We start from the raw sequence: 16489 nt of genomic DNA on the forward strand, positions 1-16489 counted from the left end.
CGGGAAGCAAGGCTGTTCCAACGCCAGCACCCGGGAGGCCGCGCTTTGCCCGGCACGACAGCCAAGTTAAATGTTTCTAATTCTTTCCGGATGGCCCTTCCCTTCGTGCGGCAACGGCCCAAACTGTACTTTTCCCTGTGTATTTACCGATTTTCAGGATACCTTTGCCAGCTAATTCACCCCAGCTGAGCTTTGCTGGGCCTCTTTGCCTTGTCCGCTGACCCCACTGCATGGAACAGACCATCCCGGAAGTCATTCGCACCGTCCCGCTTGAGTATTACATATACTTCGCCACGGCGCTATTTGCCATCGGCGTAACGGGCGTGCTAACCCGGCGCAATGCCATTATCATCTTTATGTGCGTGGAGCTGATGCTCAACGCCGTAAACGTGCTGCTGACGGCCTTTTCTGCCTACCGCTCCGACCCCAACGGGCAAATCTTCGTGTTTTTCATCATGGCCGTGGCCGCCGCCGAAGTTTCGGTGGGCCTGGGCATCATCGTGATGATTTACCGCAACTTCCAGAATACCGACGTCAATCTGCTTAACCGTCTTAAGTGGTAATGATAACTCGCCTGTCATCCTGAGCAGAGCGAAGGACCTTATAGCAGTGGAGCAACTTGTTCTGACGTCATAAGGTCCTTCGCTCTGCTCAGGACGACAGACGGTTTTCTTATAGCATACCTCCTATGCAAGAAACTGTAATACCCGCGGCCAGCGCCCCTTACTCCACGCTGCTGTACGTTCTGATTCCGCTGCTGCCGTTTTTGGGTTTTCTCATCAATGGCCTGCTGAACAAAAAACTCTCGGGCACGGTGGCCGGCGCTATCAGCAGCCTGATGGTGCTGGGCTCCTTCCTGATTTCGGTGTACCTGTTCACCACCTTTCAGTACCAGTACACGGTGAAGCTCTTCGACTGGATTTCGGTCGGCTCGATGCAGATTCCCTTCTCCTACCAGATTGACCAGCTCAGCCTGATTATGCTGCTGCTCGTCACGGGCGTGGGCTTCCTGATTCACGTCTACAGCATCGGCTACATGCACCACGACGAGAACGTGGGCAAGTTTTTCGCCTTCCTGAACCTGTTCGTGTTCAGCATGCTGGTGCTGGTGCTGGGCGCCAACTTCGTGATTCTGTTCATCGGCTGGGAAGGCGTGGGGCTCTGCTCCTACCTGCTTATCGGCTTCTGGAACAAGGACCACGGCAACAACAACGCCGCCAAGAAAGCCTTCATTATCAACCGCGTCGGTGACCTGGGCTTCCTGCTCGGCATCTTCCTGATCTACCTCACCTTCGACTCGGTGCAGTACGCCGAGGTGTTCCAGAAAGCCTCGACCCTGCAAATCGGGACGGGTGTTGTCACGGCCATTACCCTGCTGCTCTTCGTGGGCGCCATGGGTAAGTCGGCCCAGCTGCCGCTCTACACCTGGCTGCCCGACGCCATGGCCGGCCCTACCCCGGTTTCGGCCCTGATTCACGCCGCTACCATGGTAACAGCCGGTATCTACATGGTGCTGCGCTCCAACGTGCTCTTCACCCTGGCCCCCGACACGCTCCACGTCGTGGCCTGGATTGGCGGCCTCACCGCGCTGTTTGCCGCTACCATCGGTCTGGCCCAGAACGACATCAAGAAAGTGCTGGCCTACTCTACCGTTTCGCAGCTGGGCTACATGTTCCTGGCCCTGGGCGTTATGGGCTACAGCACCTCGCTGTTTCACGTCCTGACCCACGCCTTCTTCAAGGCCCTGATGTTCCTGGGCGCCGGTTCCGTGATTCACGCCATGAGCAACGAGCAGGACATTCGCCGCATGGGCGGCCTGCGCAAAGCACTGCCCATCACCTTCCTGACCTTCCTCATCGGCTGCCTCGCCATTTCGGGCATTCCGCCGTTCTCAGGCTTCTTCTCGAAAGATGAAATCCTGGAGCACGTCTACCAGCACAACAAGATTCTGTGGGGCATCGGCATGGTCACGGCCTTCCTGACGGCCTTCTACATGTTCCGCCTGCTGTTCCTGACGTTCTTCGGCGAGTTCCGTGGCACCGAGGCGCAGAAGCACCACCTGCACGAGTCGCCGGCCTCGATGACATTGCCGCTGGTTGTGCTGGCCATTCTGGCCGCCGTGGGTGGCTTTATGGGCGCCCCGATGTTCGTGGGCAAGCATTACCTCGCCGAGTATCTGGCTCCCCTGTTCACTTATTCGCAGCGCCTCAACCCTGAAGCCTTTGCCGGCGAGCTGGACCACGGCACCGAGCTGATGCTCATTGGCCTGTCGGTAGCCGCCGGGGTGCTGGGTATCCTTTTCGCCTACGTGCAGTACGTGAGCCGTCGGGTGCGCCCGGCCGAGGACGACGCTCACCGCTCCGCCCCCGAAAGCCTGGTCTACCACAAATACTACATCGACGAGCTGTACAACACCATCTTCGTGCAGCCCGTCATGGGCCTCTCGAAGGGCCTGTACCGCTTCGTGGAGCAGGGCATCATCGACCCGATTGTGAACGGCTTCGGTCGCGTCACGCTCGGCGGCGGGCAGCTGCTGCGCTATGTGCAAACCGGCTACGTAGGCCTCTACCTGATTCTGATGGTCGTCGGTATCGTGCTGATTCTGGCGCTGAACGTCTTCCAATTCTAACGCTTCCTCTGGACGGCCGGCGTGGAAGATTTCCCCGGCTTCATCTGCATCTGAATAAAGTATGCTGACTGCCTTTTTACTCTTCTTTCCCGTAGCGGCGGCACTTCTGCTGCACTTTGCCAAGGGCAATGCGGCGCGTGTGCTGGCCCTGGGTGCGGCCCTCGTGGAATTTGCCGTGGCGGTATTTACCGCCGTATCCGCGTCGATGAATGTGGCGCCCGGCAACAGCACCGCGGCTTACTCCCGCTTTTCCATCAACATTCCCTGGATTGAGTCGGCTGGCATCAACTTCCACATCGGGCTCGATGGCCTGAGCTTGCTGATGGTGCTGCTCACTACCTTCCTGGTGCCGCTTATCATTCTGGCCTCCTTCCGCCACAACTACCCCAACGCCTCGGCCTTCTACGCCCTGATTCTGTTCATGCAGACCGGCCTGATTGGCGTATTCGTGTCCCTGGATGCTTTTCTGTTCTACTTCTTCTGGGAAGTGGCTCTGATTCCGATTTACTTTATTGCCGGCGTCTGGGGCTCGGAGCGCCGCATTGCCGTCACGTTCAAGTTCTTTCTCTACACCATCATCGGCTCGCTGTTTATGCTGGCCGCCTTCGTGTACCTCTACTTCCAGACCGGGGTTTACGGCGGGGTTCGTTCCTCCGACATTGCCACATTCTACAGCCTGACGCTGTCGGCCTCGCAGCAGGCCTGGCTGTTCTGGCTTATCTTCATTGCCTTCGCCGTGAAGATGCCGATTTTCCCCTTCCACACCTGGCAGCCCGATACCTACACCGAAAGCCCCGTGCCCGCTACCATGCTGCTCTCGGGCATCATGCTTAAGATGGGTATCTACGGTTGTTTGCGGTGGTTGCTGCCCATCGTGCCGCTCGGCGTCAGCCAGTGGAGCAAGCTGGTGATGATTCTCTCGGTTATCGGCATCATCTACGGCGCTGTCATCGCTATTCGTCAGCGCGACATGAAGCGGCTTATTGCCTATTCGTCGCTCTCGCACGTGGGCCTGATGGCTGCCGGCGTGTTCTCGCTCACCTTTATGGGCCTGCAGGGCGCCGTGATTCAGATGCTGGCCCACGGCGTAAACGTGGTCGGCATGTTCTTTATCGGCGACATCATCCAGCGCCGCACCGGCACCCGCCAGATTCCAGAGCTGGGGGGCCTGACCAAGAATACGCCGCTGCTGTCGGTGTGCTTCCTGGTGCTGCTGCTCGGCACGGTGGCGCTGCCGCTCACCAACGGCTTCGTGGGTGAGTTCCTGCTGCTGGCCGGCGTGTATCAGTACAACCCCTGGCTGGGCGCTGTGGCCGGTGTCACCATCATTCTGGCCGCCGTGTACCTGCTGCGCATGTTCCAGCGCGTGATGCTGGGCCCCGAAACCTCCTTTACCGCTACCATTCAGGACTTGACTGGCAGTGAGCTGGCCGTATTGGTGCCCCTGATTGTGCTCGTGTTCTGGATTGGCCTCTTCCCCAATACCTTCCTGCGCATCTCGGAGCCCGCCGTGCTACAGATTCTCACGCTGGTTTCCCGCTCATAAGCCCTGATTCCGACGACATGACTTCTATTATTCTGCTCTCCGTTCTCGGCATCGTTAACCTGTTCTTCGGGTTCCTGAAGTCCAACAAAATCCTGCTGCCCGCCGCCATGGTTATTCTGGCGCTGGCCTTCGGGGTAAACCTGCTCGATTGGAACGCGGCTTCCGAGTCGTACTTCAACAACATGCTCACCATCAACCGGTACTCGGTGGCCTTCACCGGCATCGTGGTCCTGACGACGCTGTTGCTGATTCCCTTCTCCCAGAAATACGTGCGCGACGGCGAGGAAAACCTGGCCGAATACTACTCCCTGCTGCTGTTCTCGCTCGTGGGCGCCATCATGATGGTGAGCTACGACAACCTGCTGATGCTGTTCGTGGGCATCGAGATTCTGAGCGTGTCGATGTACGTGGTAGCCGGCTCCGACAAGCGCAACGTGCGCTCCAACGAAGCGGCACTGAAGTACTTCCTGATGGGCTCGTTTGCCACTGGTATCCTGCTCTTCGGCATTGCCTTGGTCTACGGCGCTACCGGCACGTTCCAGCTCACTCAGATTGATGCTGGCATCGTTAATCCGGTCAATGCTTCGCTGCGGCCCATGCTGTATGTGGGCATGCTGCTGATGTTTATCGGCATCAGCTTCAAGGTGTCGGCGGCCCCGTTCCACTACTGGACGCCCGACGTGTACGAGGGCACCCCGACCTTCTTCGCGGCCTTTATGAGCACGGTGGTGAAAACGGCAGGCTTCGCGGCTTTCTTCAAGCTGCTGATGGCCGCTTTCTACTCCGCCCAGGGCTTCTGGGTACCAACCATTATGTCCATTACCGTCCTGACGCTGCTCATCGGCAACGTGGGCGCCGTGGCCCAGACCAGCATTAAGCGCATGTTGGCCTACTCCAGCATTTCGCACGCGGGCTACCTGTTCATTGGTCTGGTAGCGGTAAACGGCAAGCTGTCGGCCAACGCCATCTTCTTCTACTCCCTGGCCTACTCCATTGCCACGGTAGCCTCCTTTGCAGTGCTCAAGCTGGTATCCGATCAGCGCCAGCGCGAAGACTACGCCAGCTTCAACGGCCTGGCCAAAACCAATCCGCTGCTGGCCTTCGTGATGACGGTAGCCATGCTGTCGTTGGCCGGCATTCCGCTGACGGGGGGCTTTTTCGGCAAGTTTTTCACTTTCGGCGCGGCCATCAACCGGGGCTATATCTGGCTGGTCGTATTCGCCGTGGTGATGTCCATGGTCAGCATCTACTACTACCTGCGGCCCATCATTGCCATGTATATGCAGCCGGCGGAAGATGAGAATGCCGAGCCCATCGTGGTGAGCGGCTTTCAGTCGGCCGTGCTGGTGCTGCTGGCCCTGCTTACAGTGGTGCTCGGCATCTTGCCCGGCCTGCTCAGCGACGTTTTTTAACGGGTTGAGCCGCCTCGGCTTCCTCCCGGACAAAGAAAAAGAGCGGCCCCAAGCCGCTCTTTTTCTTTGCTTCTGCTCCCGGGGCTCAGTCTGGTTTACTTCTGCGTTACCCGGATGCTGATGCGCCGGTTCAGGGCCCGGCCCATGGGCGTCACGTTGCTGGCAATGCCGTGCTTGCCCCCGTAGCCTTTGGCTTCGAGCCGGCTCACCGCAATTCCCATTCCCACCAGCTCCGACATAGCCGTGTTGGCCCGTTCCTCACTGAGTTTAAGATTGGCCATCCAGTTGCCGGTCGTATCGGTGTAGCCCCCAATCTTGACGCGGGCCCCGGGGAAGCTTTTCAGAATGCTGGCCACGTTGCGCAGCTGCTGCTTCGACTCGTCGGTTAGCGTGGCTTTCCGCGCATCGAAGTACACCCGGTCGAAGTTGATCCAGCCCTTGGTGCGGTTGACGGGGTCTACCTGCAGGGCGGGGTCGGCCAGGAAGGTGTAGAGCCGGTTTTCCGTCGAATTTACGCCCACCGTCTGGGTTGTGCCATCCACCATCGTCAGGGTGATGGCCCGGCCGGGGTCGTAGATGTACGTGTCGAGGGCCGCGTCGTAGTGGCCGCCGGTTCCTTCCGCATCCGCTGGGGTTATAGCTGGCGCCGCGCTAGTCCCGGCCTCGTTCGGGGCCAGGGCCGCCACCGATACATCGGCCGGGCTTACCAGCCGTTCATTGCGCATAAAGAAGTACTCGGCCAGAGCCCCCAGCACCACCAAAGCCAATACCCAGGCCCAGCGGCCGGCAGGTGAAGCCGCGGGAGCAGCGGGGGTGGGTGCGCTGTAGGTGTGGCCCCCTCCCACGGCCGCCCACCCCAGCGCACCGGGGCCGGCCTCGGGCACGGGCGCGGCCGCAACGGGTGCCGGACTGCTGAGCGGGCCAGCTTCGACGCCAAACGGCATAGCGCTGCTGCCAGGCAGCATTGCCTCCAGCACCTGGGCCCGCTGACTTTTTAAAAAGGCGAACAGCTCATCCGCGTTCAGACTATGCAGGGCGGCGTAGCTGGCCAGGCGGTGCAGCACGGCCTGGGCCACAATAGCCAGCAGCGTCTCCACGGAAGATGTTTTGGTGCCCGTGGCATTGGCAATCCGGGCCACCGTGGCCGCGTATGCCTCGCCCAGCAGGGCCCGCATCAGGTCGGAGCGCCGCTGCAGGGTATCGGCCGTCAGCAGGTTGGGCAGCACGCCCGATTCGGCGGCTTCGTGGGTCAGGGTCCAGAGGGTTTCCGAACCACCGGGCCGCTCGGCGCGGCCCATGAAACTACTGAGAACAAGTGGGGTAATCTTTCCTAAAGCCTTCCGAACTCCCTCCTCACTCTCGCCCACCACTACGCTGGCCTGGCTTACGGTATTACCCGTAAAGTACGTTTCGACTTCCTCCAGTAGGTTTTGTTGCATCACTGTAGAGTTTAGGCGTGTACGATAGTTAATAGTACTAATTTTTATTTAAATACTACCAATATATTATTACCATAATACTCTATGCTACAACAGATTACCCTCCATAAACAGTCGAAATAAAAAAGCCAGCGCCATTTCCGGGGTGGAAATGGCGCTGGCTTCAGGCAGCCGAAAGGCAGAACTTTATACGCGCTTCATCACGGCGCCCACCGCATCGGCGTAGATTACCGCCTCGTCGGGAAACGGCTCTTCCCCACGGAATTTCTGCACCAGCCGGGCCGTCGTGATAATGTCTTTCTGACAATAGTGGACGATGCGGGGCAGGTCGTTATCGGTGTAGTACACGCGGGCCACATCGGCCCCGGTGATGTCGTCCTTAGGCGTGGGAATGTTGAACATAGCGGCCAGCAACGACAGGGAGGTAAAGGATTTCCGGTCGCCAAACTTCCAGAGCTCCATCGTGTCGAGGTGGGCAATTTCCCAGGGCTTCTTGCCGGCAATATCCAGCTGCGGCGGCAGCGGCAGGCCGTTGATGAGCAGGCGCCGACCCAGGTAGGGAAAGTCGAACTCCTTGCCGTTGTGGGCGCAGAGCAGGTAGTTGGGCTTGCGGGCCAGCAGGGCCGAAAACTCGCGCAGCATCTTCACCTCGTCGTGGTCGGCGAAGCTTTTCACCCGGAAGTTCCACTGCTCTTCCTGCTTGTCGAAGGTGAAGCAGCCCACAGAAATGCACACTACCCGGCCAAACTCGGCGTAGATGCCCGCCTGCTCGAACAAGGAGGCAGCCTCCAGCTGCGAAGGCATGGCCTCCACATCGGCCCGGCTGGAGCTCCAGCCTTTTTCGCGGCGCAGGGCATGGCACTTATGCTCCCAGAGCAGGCGCAGCATGTCATTCAACTCATCATGACAGCCTACACAGGGAACAGTCTCGATGTCGAGGACGAAGATCTGCTCCAGGGAAATATTGCGTAAAATCTGCATAACGAAGCGCTCCAACCAGTATTTGTCTATCGAAGATAGGCCTTTCGGGCGCATGGGCGCACGACCGGGAGCAAGATTTGGCAGAAAAAATCGGGGGCGCCACGCTTTCGGATACCGCCCAAAGCTGCGCCGCCCGCTTTCCGGCGGTGTGTGAACCGGAAAGCGGGCGGCGGGTAGCGGGTGCAGTGGCGCGCGGCAGAACAGCCGCCAGCGGGCTTCTCAGGCCAGGGCCGGGCGGCCCGTCAGCCAAAGGCCCAGCAAAACAATCAGCACTTGGCGACGTGGTTTAGGCATGGCAACCGACAGTTTAGGCACCCTATCCAGTGACTCCGCCTGCCCTCCGCCAGCGCGGATTTGTCGGGGTCATTGGTCGGGTTCAAGATGCAGGTTTCTGGGGCGTTAATCAATCACATGAACATGTGAGACGCCTGCTGCCGGCCTAGGTCAGGCCCTGGCGCAGCGCCTTGGAGACGGCCTCGGTCATGGAGCGCACGTGCAGCTTTTCGTAGATCTTCTTGATGTGGGAGCGCACCGTGTCGATGCTGATGCCGCGGTCGGCAGCTATCATCTTGTAGCTGTAGCCTTCTACCAGCAAACCCAGAATCTCCTGCTCCCGGGCGCTCAGGTTGGCCGGCGACTCATCGGCAGTAGCGACCGGCGGCTTGGAGCGCGGAAACAGGCGCAGCACCTGCCGGGCAATGGCGGGCGTCATGGGGGCGCCGCCCAGCCGTACTTCCCCGATGGCGTCGAGCAGCTTGACGGGTGGGGTTTTCTTGAGCAGGTAGCCGTCGGCCCCGGCGCAAATGGCCTCAAACACCCGGTCGTTGTCCTCGAACACGGTGAGCATCACCACGTTTATCTGGGGGGAGGCTTTCTTGATGCGCTTCAGCCCCTCGATGCCATTGATGCCGGGCATGTCGATGTCCATCAGAATGACGTCGGGGGTGAGGCGGGCCACGTCGGCAGTGGCCTGGGTGCAGTTGCCCAGGGCCCCCACCAGCTCCAGGCCCGGCGAACCGGCAAGCAGCTGGCTGAGGCTGGCCCGCAGGTCAGAGTTGTCTTCGTAAATCAGAACGCGGGTGGGAGTTTCCATGGGCTACTGCTAGGTGTGTTTTGCAACCGTGAAGATACAGGACCCAGCAGCATAGTTGAGCCTACATGAACATGTGAGCCGGGTTTTCAGGGCGGGCAAAACGCTACCTGTGGGCTTCTGAATCAGTGTTTTAGCGGCACATTCAGGCGCAGCACGGTGCCTTTGCCGGGCGCCGTCTGAATGTCGAGCACGCCTTTCATGGCCGCGGCCCGGCTACGCATATTAGTCAGGCCATTGCCGCCGCCCTGGGCCGGGGCGGCCGGGTCGAAGCCCACGCCGTCGTCTTCCACCGTCAGCACCAGCCGGTGGTGTTCGTAGACGAGGGAAATAGCGGCCTGCTGGCACTGGGCGTACTTGGCCAGGTTGTTTACGGCTTCCTTGAAGAGCAGAAAAAACTCGCGCCGGGCCCGCATATTCAGGCGCAGGCCGGCCACCGAAGGGTCGACGCGGAAGGTGAAGTCGATGCCGCGGGCTTCGAGCACATCGGAAGCGAAGCTGCGCATGCGGGCTACCACGTCCTCCATCGAGTCGTGGGCCGGGTTGATGGTCCAGACGATGTCGTCCATGGCGTCGAGCATGCGGCGGGAGCTGTCCCCGATCTGGTCGAGCAGGGCGGTGGCCTGCTCGGTGCGCTGGTTGTGCTGGTGGGTGCGGGCAATCTGGCTCAGGATGGAAATACTGCTGAGCGTGGAGCCCATGTCGTCGTGCAGGTCGCGGGCAATGTTGTGGCGCACCCGCTCCAGGGCCAGTAGCTGGCGCACCCGCAGGCGGTAGGCCAGAAACAGCAGGCCAAACAGCAGCCAGCTGATCAGCACCCGAAACCACCAGGTGCTGTACCAGTGGGGCTGCACCACAATGGTCAGGGCCGTACCCCGCGGATTCCAGATGCCGTCGTTGTTGGTGGCCCGCACCCGGAACGTGTAGGTACCCGGGTCGAGGTTGGTGTAGGTGGCCTCGCGCTTGGTACCGGCCTGCACCCAGTCGGGGTCGAAGTTTTCGAGCATGTAGGCGTAGCGGTTCTTCTCGGGCAGCCGAAAGTTGAGAGCGGCAAATTCGAGGGAGAAGAAATAGTCGCTCGGGGCCAGCTCGACGCGGCGCCGCACCGTGATGCTGGTATCCAGCTCGACGAGCTGGTTGAACTTGCGGAAGCCCGTGAGTACCACGGGCGGCGGCGTGGTATTGGTGCGCACCGCGCCGGGCGTGAAGCTCACCAGCCCCTCCACGCCCCCGAAATACAGCCGGCCCCGGCGCCCCCGGTGGTAGCCGCCGGCGTTGAACTCGTCGAAGGGCAGCCCGTCGCGCGTGTCGAAGGTGTAGAACTGGTTGTTGGCGGGCGTGAAACGGGCCAGGCCCTTGTTGGTCGACAGCCAGAGGTGGGCGCTGGCATCTTCGAGCATACCGTATACCACGTCGTTGGGCAGGCCCTGGGGCTCCCGGAAGGTCGTGAACTGGCCCCGGCTGGGGTCGTCGAGGCGGCATAGGCCGCCGCCTTCGGTGCCAATCCAGAGGCGGCCGGTGTGGTCTTCCAGGATGGAGCGCACGAAGTTGCTGCTCAGACTGCGCGGGTTGTGGTCATCGGCCCGAAACGCCACAAACCGCCCGGTTTCGGGGTTGTAGCGGCACAGTCCGCCCCCGCCGGTGCCCACCCAAATTAGCCCCGAGCGGTCCTGGTGCACCACCCGCACGAAGTTGTTGCTCAGGCTGTGCGGGTTGGCGGGCTCGTGGCGAAAGGCGGTGAAGTTGTTTGCTTCCGGGTTGAACAGGTTCAGGCCGCCCTCGGTCCCCACCCAGAGCCGGCCCTGGGGGTCTTCGTACACGGTCCGGACGAAATCCTCGCTCAGGCTGCCCTTCACGGCCGGGTCGTGGCGGTAGTGCACGAAGCGGGTGGCGCCGGGTTCGAGGCAGTCGAGCCCCTGGCTCTGGGTGCCCACCCAGAGCCGGCCGCGCTTATCCACACACAGGGCCCGGACGAAATCCTCGCTCAGGCTGCCGGGGTCGGCAGGATTGTGCCGGAACGTTTGCCGCTGACCGGTGGCCGCATCGTAGCGCACCACGCCCATGCTTTCGGTGCCCACCCACACGCGGCCGGCCCTGTCTTCGCACACGGCCCACACCGGCCCCTGGGGCTCGGGGTAGGTGGCAAAGGCGCTGGGCCGGCCCTCGAAGCTGCTGATGCCGCCCTCAGTGCCCGTCCAGAGCAGGCCCGAGCGGTCCTGAAAGACCGACAGCACCACGTTGTCGGGCAGGGAATGAGGAGCGTTGCTGTGGTGCTGATAGGTGGTAAACGTGCCGGTGGTAGGCTGGTAGCGCACCAAGCCTTTGTTGGTGCCAACCCACAGCTCGTGCTGCCGGTCCAGAAACAGCGCCCGGATGGTTTCGCCGGGCCCGCCGGGCAGGCGGCCCACGGCCTTGGCGGGACCTTGGGCGGGTAAGTACCACAGCCCGTCGGTTTCGGTACCAATCCAGAGGCCGCCAGCCGCGTCGGGCTGCAGGGCCGTAATGGCGCTGGTGGCCTGCCAGCGCGTATCCGGCGCGAGGTAGCCGGTGCGCGCATCCAGCCAGCTCACGCGCCCTTCACCCGTGCCGACCCACAGCTGGCCGCCGGAAGTTTGGGTAATGGCCCGGACGGAGTTGCGCCGCAGGTTTTCCTTGGGCGTCAGGGGGTGGGTGAAGCGCTGGAAGTGCTTTTTGGCGGGCACAAAGCGGTGCAAGCCGCCTTCCGTACCCGCCCAGATCTGGCCTTTCTGGTCGCAGAACACAACCCGCACAAAGTTGTCGGCCAGGCCGTTGATATCATTCTGCTCGTACTCGAAGGCCTGAAAACGACCCGTTACGGGGTTATAGCGGCACAACCCGCCCCCGCCGGTGCCCACCCAGAGCCGGCCCTGCTGGTCTTCGGCCAGGGAGAGAATGAAGTTGCTGCTCAGGCTGCCCGCCCGCTGGGGGTCGTTGCGAAACACCCGAAACTCGACGCCATCGTAGCGGCTCAGCCCGTCCTGAGTGCCAAACCAGAGAAAGCCCTGCCGATCCTGCACCATGCTGTAAACGCTGTTTTCGGACAGGCCCTGAGCAGCCGTGAGCGTGCGGAAGGTAAGAGAGCCTGGGGTTTGGGCGCGGGCGGTTCCCGTCTTACCGGACACCAAGCCGATAAGCAGCAGGAACAGAAAAATACGGCGTAGACGAACCATGAGCAGAAACCGGCCCCGCACCCGCGCAAAACCGGTTTAAAACTATTGAAAAATAGGATATCGTCTATATCCGGCACTCTTGCGAGGGCAAGTGTTACGAACGGCTTGGCACCTGTTTCGCCGCTCCCATTTCATCTGCCGCCAGCCTACCAAAGTAAGCTCCATTCCAAAAAGGGCCTTTTACTGCTGGCATTTCGATAATTTGTCGTCCTGTTCATCCTACCGCTTCTGCCGAGCTGCCACCACCACTACATGAGCGAACCACTAACCAGCGTCAGTTCCGCCGAAACCGGACAACTCGGGGTGCTGCACCTAAAACGGTACTGGGCCCAGACCCTGGCCAAGCGCACCGGCCGGGGCTTTGAGCCAACCGAAACTGACTGGCGCTTCGACAACCTGCTGCTGAACGGGTTGGGCCTGCCTCTGGAAGAAACCACCCACTACCTGCTCCAAACTGCTCCGGCTTTCGACGAGTTTGAGCGCTGGATTCTAGCCAAAAACGGGGGTACCATTGCGCCCCGGCAGCTTGAGCGGCTAAACAGTACTCTCTCGGGCCAGCCCTACGGGGAAGCCCTGCGGGCGCATTTACGCGAAATGGAGGCCCACGAAGACGTGCTCAGCGCCGAGGACTTACGCTTCTGGGACCAACACGGCTACGTGGTGCTGCGCCAGGCCGTGACGCGGGAGCAGGCCCGGGCCACCGAGCTGGCCGTGTGGGAAGCCCTCGGCATGCACCCCGACGAACCGGCTTCCTGGTATGAAAAGCCGATTGGCAAGGGCATCATGATGGACTTCTACCACCACCCGACGCTACGGGCCAACCGGCAGTCGATGCGGATTCAGAAGGCCTTTGCTCAGCTCTGGCGCACGCCCGACCTGTGGACGACCACCGACCGAACCAGCTTCAACCCGCCCGAAACGGCTAGTCTGCCCTTCCAGGGGCCCCATCTGCACTGGGATATGAGCCTGCAGCCGCCGTTTCACTTCGGCACCCAGGGCTTGCTCTACCTCTGCGACACACCCGCCGAGCAGGGCGCGTTCTGCTGCGTGCCGGGCTTTCACCGCCGGCTGGAGCCCTGGCTGGCCCAGCTGCCCGCCGGCACCGACCCGCGCCAGGTAAACCTGGACGCGCAGGCCGTGCCCATTGCCGCCCAGGCCGGCGACTTCGTTATCTGGCACCACTTTCTGCCCCACGGCAGCAGCCCCAACCGCGGCACCTACCCGCGCATCGTGCAGTACATGAATATGTATCCGGTGGAGTTTAAGGAGAATGTGGCGTGGTTATAATGTAATGAACAAGTGCAAGACGTAAAGAATACCAGTCCATTTGAATACGCCGAATTAATCAACGTTTTCGCCGAAGGGCTACGGCTGGGCATATTCACCAAACAAGAGGTAACGCAATGGGCGGACGGCTTTATCCTACGCGACGCGCAGCCGGACATATTCTTCATTGAGCTGTCTTTAAGCCACGACAAAGAGGCCGCACTCGAGATTCTAAGTGGGGCAGCGCATCAGATGGAGGCTTCTACCAGCCCGCGGCCGCTGTTGGGCGCACTCTATAAAAAGCTGGTAACGACCAAAGAACCAGTGCCCGATGTGACGGATGCATTACTGCCTTTCAACTGGGAGGATGAGCTACTCACCAAGACCGAAAGCGTCTGTCTAAACACCTTGGTGAATGCGGCAGAGCTATTTGAAATAGGTCTTGGCCCAGCCTATGAGCAGCTGCAAGAAGACACCTTGTCATTCCTTTCCCTGTATCAGGAATACACGATTGCAAACTATAGCCACTGGGATGTTCTTGACCAGGAAATTCCGCGGCAGCTCAGCACAAAGCACAATCAGGCTCCTTACCGCAGTCGATACAGTATCTAGAAACGAAAGCAGCAGTGTCGTTAAAAATCCCTGGTGGCAGTTCTGGAAAGCCATATAAACCAAGAGCGGCACCTGACAAATCAGGTACCGCTCTTGGGTTCTGTTATTAAAAGTCAGTTGCTCCTACACTTTCGCAGCAGCGTCCCCATTTCTTTAGAATCAAGGCCCAGAGACATAAGAGCCACTGAATCCAGATGCTCACGAGTAGTGTGGCGCTTGATGCTCAGGTAATAGATGGTTCCAACGTTAAAGCCTGAGGCAGAATCTATTTGCACATGAATTCGCTCCCAGGGCAAAAAGCCGAGCTTGGGCGTCCACAGTCCGGCATGTCCCATTTGGAGCAAAGGCACTTTATTGGCTTGGACTTTTCGACCCTGCCAAAGGGCCACACCACCAATAGCCCAAAACCCGAGAGTAGTACCTACACTACCTGAGCCGCGTAGCGAACCGTAAGTAGCTATCGAAATGAAAAAAAGCCCAAACAGCATACAGGCATAGCCTACCCACTTCGTTTCGTAAAAGACTTGCGGGTACTCCTCGGGCTCCACTTACGCCTTCTTCTCCACCGCCGTAGCAATGCTCAACTCCTTGAGCTGGGCGCCGGAAATGGGCGAGGGCGAGTCAATCATCACGTCGCGGCCCGAGTTGTTCTTGGGGAAGGCAATGAAGTCCCGAATCGAGTCGGCACCGCCGAAGAGGCTGCAGAGCCGGTCGAAGCCGAAGGCAATGCCGCCGTGGGGCGGGGCACCGTACTCGAAGGCGTCGAGCAGGAAGCCGAACTGGGCCTTGGCTTCTTCATCACTGAAGCCCAGCAGGCTGAACATGCGCGCCTGCACGGCCCGGTCGTGGATGCGGATGGAGCCGCCGCCCACTTCCACGCCGTTGATGACCATGTCGTAGGCATTGGCCCGCACCTCGCCAATGGTATCGGGGTTGTCGAGCAGGGCCACGTCCTCGGGCTTGGGCGAGGTGAAGGGGTGGTGCATGGCGAAGTAGCGACCTTCCTCCTCGAGATACTCCAGCAAGGGGAAATCCACCACCCACAGGGGTGAAAACACGTCCTTGTCGCGCAGGCCCATGCGCTGGCCCATTTCCAGGCGCAGCTCGCTCAGGGCCTTGCGGGTTTTGTTCGGCTCCCCGGCCAGAATCAGCAGCAGGTCGCCGGGGTTGGCGTTGAAAGCTGCTTTCCACTTCTGCAGCTCGTCCTGGGAGTAGAACTTATCCACCGACGACTTCACGTTGCCGTCGGGCTCCACGCGGGCGTACACCAGGCCGGTGGCGCCCACCTGGGGCCGCTTCACAAACTCGGTCAGCTCGTCGAGCTGCTTACGCGTGTACATAGCCGAGTTGTGGGCGTTGATGCCGACCACGAGGCCAGCCGCGTCGAACACAGGAAAGCCCTGGCCTTTCACTACGTCGTTCAGCTCCACGAACTTCATTTCGAAGCGCGTGTCGGGCTTGTCGTTACCATAAAAGCGCATGGCGTCGGCGTAGGTCATGCGGGGCAGCGTCCCGATTTCGAGGCCCTTCACCTCCTTAAACAGGTACTGCACCAACCCTTCGAACGTGTTCAGGATATCTTCCTGGGTCACAAACGACATTTCGCAGTCGATCTGGGTAAACTCCGGCTGCCGGTCGGCGCGCAGGTCTTCGTCGCGGAAGCACTTCACGATCTGGAAGTAGCGGTCGAAGCCCGACACCATCAGCAGCTGCTTGAAGGTTTGGGGCGACTGGGGCAGGGCGTAGAATTCGCCGGGGTTCATGCGCGAAGGCACTACAAAGTCGCGGGCTCCCTCGGGCGTGCTCTTGATCAGCACCGGGGTTTCGACTTCGATAAACTGCTGACCGTCGAGGAAGCGGCGCGTGGCCTGGGCCACGCGGTGGCGCAGCTCCAGGTTGCGGCGCACCGGGTTGCGGCGCAGGTCGAGGTAGCGGTACTTCATGCGCAGGTCGTCGCCGCCGTCGGTTTCGTCCTCAATCAGGAAGGGTGGCAGCTTGGCCGCGTTCAGCACCTCCAGCTGCTCGACTCGGATTTCGATGGCGCCGGTCGGGATTTTGTCGTTTTTGGAGTAGCGCTCGGCTACTTTGCCCGTCACGCTAATCACGAATTCGCGGCCCAGCTCCCGGCCTTTGGCCCGCAGCTCCTCACTTTCCACGCCTTCTTCCAGGGCTAGCTGGGTAAGGCCGTACCGGTCGCGCAGCACAATCCAGAAGATGCCGCCCGCGTCGCGGGTGCGCTGCACCCAGCCGGTCAGGGTTACGGTTTGGCCAATATGGTCGGGGCGAAGTTCGCCGCAGGTGTGCGTACGGAGCATAGTAACGG

Annotated in this window: 11 protein-coding genes; 6 read left to right on the top strand and 5 right to left on the bottom strand. The window is 60.6% G+C overall.

The window, feature by feature from the left end:
- Positions 1 to 230: 230 nt before the first annotated feature.
- The 4 genes from nuoK (at position 231) to LGH70_RS17180 (ending at position 5587) form a co-directional block, all read left to right on the top strand.
- A complete protein-coding gene (nuoK, locus tag LGH70_RS17165) occupies positions 231 to 563 on the top strand; it encodes an NADH-quinone oxidoreductase subunit NuoK (protein WP_100339108.1) in 333 nt (110 codons plus the stop codon).
- A gap of 125 nt (positions 564 to 688) precedes the next feature.
- Positions 689 to 2629: an NADH-quinone oxidoreductase subunit L gene (nuoL, locus tag LGH70_RS17170; RefSeq protein ID WP_226188086.1), complete on the top strand. Its 1941-nt coding sequence runs from the start codon at positions 689 to 691 to the stop codon at positions 2627 to 2629.
- Between the two features lie 61 nt (positions 2630 to 2690).
- A complete protein-coding gene (locus tag LGH70_RS17175; RefSeq protein ID WP_226188089.1) occupies positions 2691 to 4175 on the top strand; it encodes a complex I subunit 4 family protein in 1485 nt (494 codons plus the stop codon).
- Positions 4176 to 4192: 17 nt separating this feature from the next.
- On the top strand, positions 4193 to 5587 hold the full coding sequence (locus LGH70_RS17180) for an NADH-quinone oxidoreductase subunit N (protein ID WP_226188091.1): 1395 nt from the start codon (positions 4193 to 4195) through the stop codon (positions 5585 to 5587).
- A 95-nt stretch (positions 5588 to 5682) separates the two neighbouring features.
- Here LGH70_RS17180 and LGH70_RS17185 read toward each other — a convergent pair whose 3' ends face one another.
- The 4 genes from LGH70_RS17185 to LGH70_RS17200 all read right to left on the bottom strand — a co-directional run bounded on the left by LGH70_RS17185 (position 5683) and on the right by LGH70_RS17200 (position 12288).
- Positions 5683 to 7026, bottom strand: coding sequence for an OmpA family protein (locus LGH70_RS17185; protein ID WP_226188094.1), 1344 nt, complete (start codon positions 7024 to 7026; stop codon positions 5683 to 5685).
- Between the two features lie 186 nt (positions 7027 to 7212).
- A complete protein-coding gene (locus LGH70_RS17190) occupies positions 7213 to 8007 on the bottom strand; it encodes a 3'-5' exonuclease (RefSeq protein ID WP_226188097.1) in 795 nt (264 codons plus the stop codon).
- Between the two features lie 439 nt (positions 8008 to 8446).
- Positions 8447 to 9100 (bottom strand): response regulator, encoded by a 654-nt coding sequence (locus LGH70_RS17195; RefSeq protein WP_226188100.1) that lies wholly within the window; start codon positions 9098 to 9100, stop codon positions 8447 to 8449.
- 122 nt (positions 9101 to 9222) lie between these two features.
- Positions 9223 to 12288, bottom strand: a complete 3066-nt coding sequence (locus LGH70_RS17200; RefSeq protein WP_226188103.1) for a sensor histidine kinase — start codon at positions 12286 to 12288, stop codon at positions 9223 to 9225.
- Positions 12289 to 12540: 252 nt separating this feature from the next.
- On the opposite strand from LGH70_RS17200, the gene LGH70_RS17205 reads away from it, so the two are divergent.
- Together LGH70_RS17205 and LGH70_RS17210 are read left to right on the top strand one after the other, a co-directional pair.
- On the top strand, positions 12541 to 13575 hold the full coding sequence (locus tag LGH70_RS17205) for a phytanoyl-CoA dioxygenase family protein (protein WP_226188106.1): 1035 nt from the start codon (positions 12541 to 12543) through the stop codon (positions 13573 to 13575).
- A 12-nt stretch (positions 13576 to 13587) separates the two neighbouring features.
- Positions 13588 to 14166 carry a hypothetical protein gene (locus LGH70_RS17210; protein WP_226188110.1) on the top strand — a complete coding sequence of 193 codons (579 nt, stop codon included), beginning with the start codon at positions 13588 to 13590 and terminating at the stop codon, positions 14164 to 14166.
- 548 nt (positions 14167 to 14714) lie between these two features.
- Here LGH70_RS17210 and aspS read toward each other — a convergent pair.
- Positions 14715 to 16481, bottom strand: a complete 1767-nt coding sequence (aspS, locus tag LGH70_RS17215) for an aspartate--tRNA ligase (protein ID WP_226188112.1) — start codon at positions 16479 to 16481, stop codon at positions 14715 to 14717.
- Positions 16482 to 16489: the final 8 nt, after the last annotated feature.

The organism is Hymenobacter nitidus (assembly GCF_020447315.1).
GTDB classification, from domain to species: Bacteria; Bacteroidota; Bacteroidia; order Cytophagales; family Hymenobacteraceae; genus Hymenobacter; species Hymenobacter nitidus.

What these genes read in the sequence shown, in the direction of transcription:
- LGH70_RS17185 (WP_226188094.1), bottom strand. Translation starts at nt 7,026, where the DNA reads ATGCAACAAAACCTACTGGAGGAAGTCGAAACGTACTTTACGGGTAAT.
- LGH70_RS17205 (WP_226188106.1), top strand. Translation starts at nt 12,541, where the DNA reads ATGAGCGAACCACTAACCAGCGTCAGTTCCGCCGAAACCGGACAACTC.
- aspS (WP_226188112.1), bottom strand. Translation starts at nt 16,481, where the DNA reads ATGCTCCGTACGCACACCTGCGGCGAACTTCGCCCCGACCATATTGGC.
- nuoK (WP_100339108.1), top strand. Translation starts at nt 231, where the DNA reads ATGGAACAGACCATCCCGGAAGTCATTCGCACCGTCCCGCTTGAGTAT.
- LGH70_RS17190 (WP_226188097.1), bottom strand. Translation starts at nt 8,007, where the DNA reads ATGCAGATTTTACGCAATATTTCCCTGGAGCAGATCTTCGTCCTCGAC.
- nuoL (WP_226188086.1), top strand. Translation starts at nt 689, where the DNA reads ATGCAAGAAACTGTAATACCCGCGGCCAGCGCCCCTTACTCCACGCTG.
- LGH70_RS17200 (WP_226188103.1), bottom strand. Translation starts at nt 12,288, where the DNA reads ATGGTTCGTCTACGCCGTATTTTTCTGTTCCTGCTGCTTATCGGCTTG.
- LGH70_RS17175 (WP_226188089.1), top strand. Translation starts at nt 2,691, where the DNA reads ATGCTGACTGCCTTTTTACTCTTCTTTCCCGTAGCGGCGGCACTTCTG.
- LGH70_RS17180 (WP_226188091.1), top strand. Translation starts at nt 4,193, where the DNA reads ATGACTTCTATTATTCTGCTCTCCGTTCTCGGCATCGTTAACCTGTTC.
- LGH70_RS17195 (WP_226188100.1), bottom strand. Translation starts at nt 9,100, where the DNA reads ATGGAAACTCCCACCCGCGTTCTGATTTACGAAGACAACTCTGACCTG.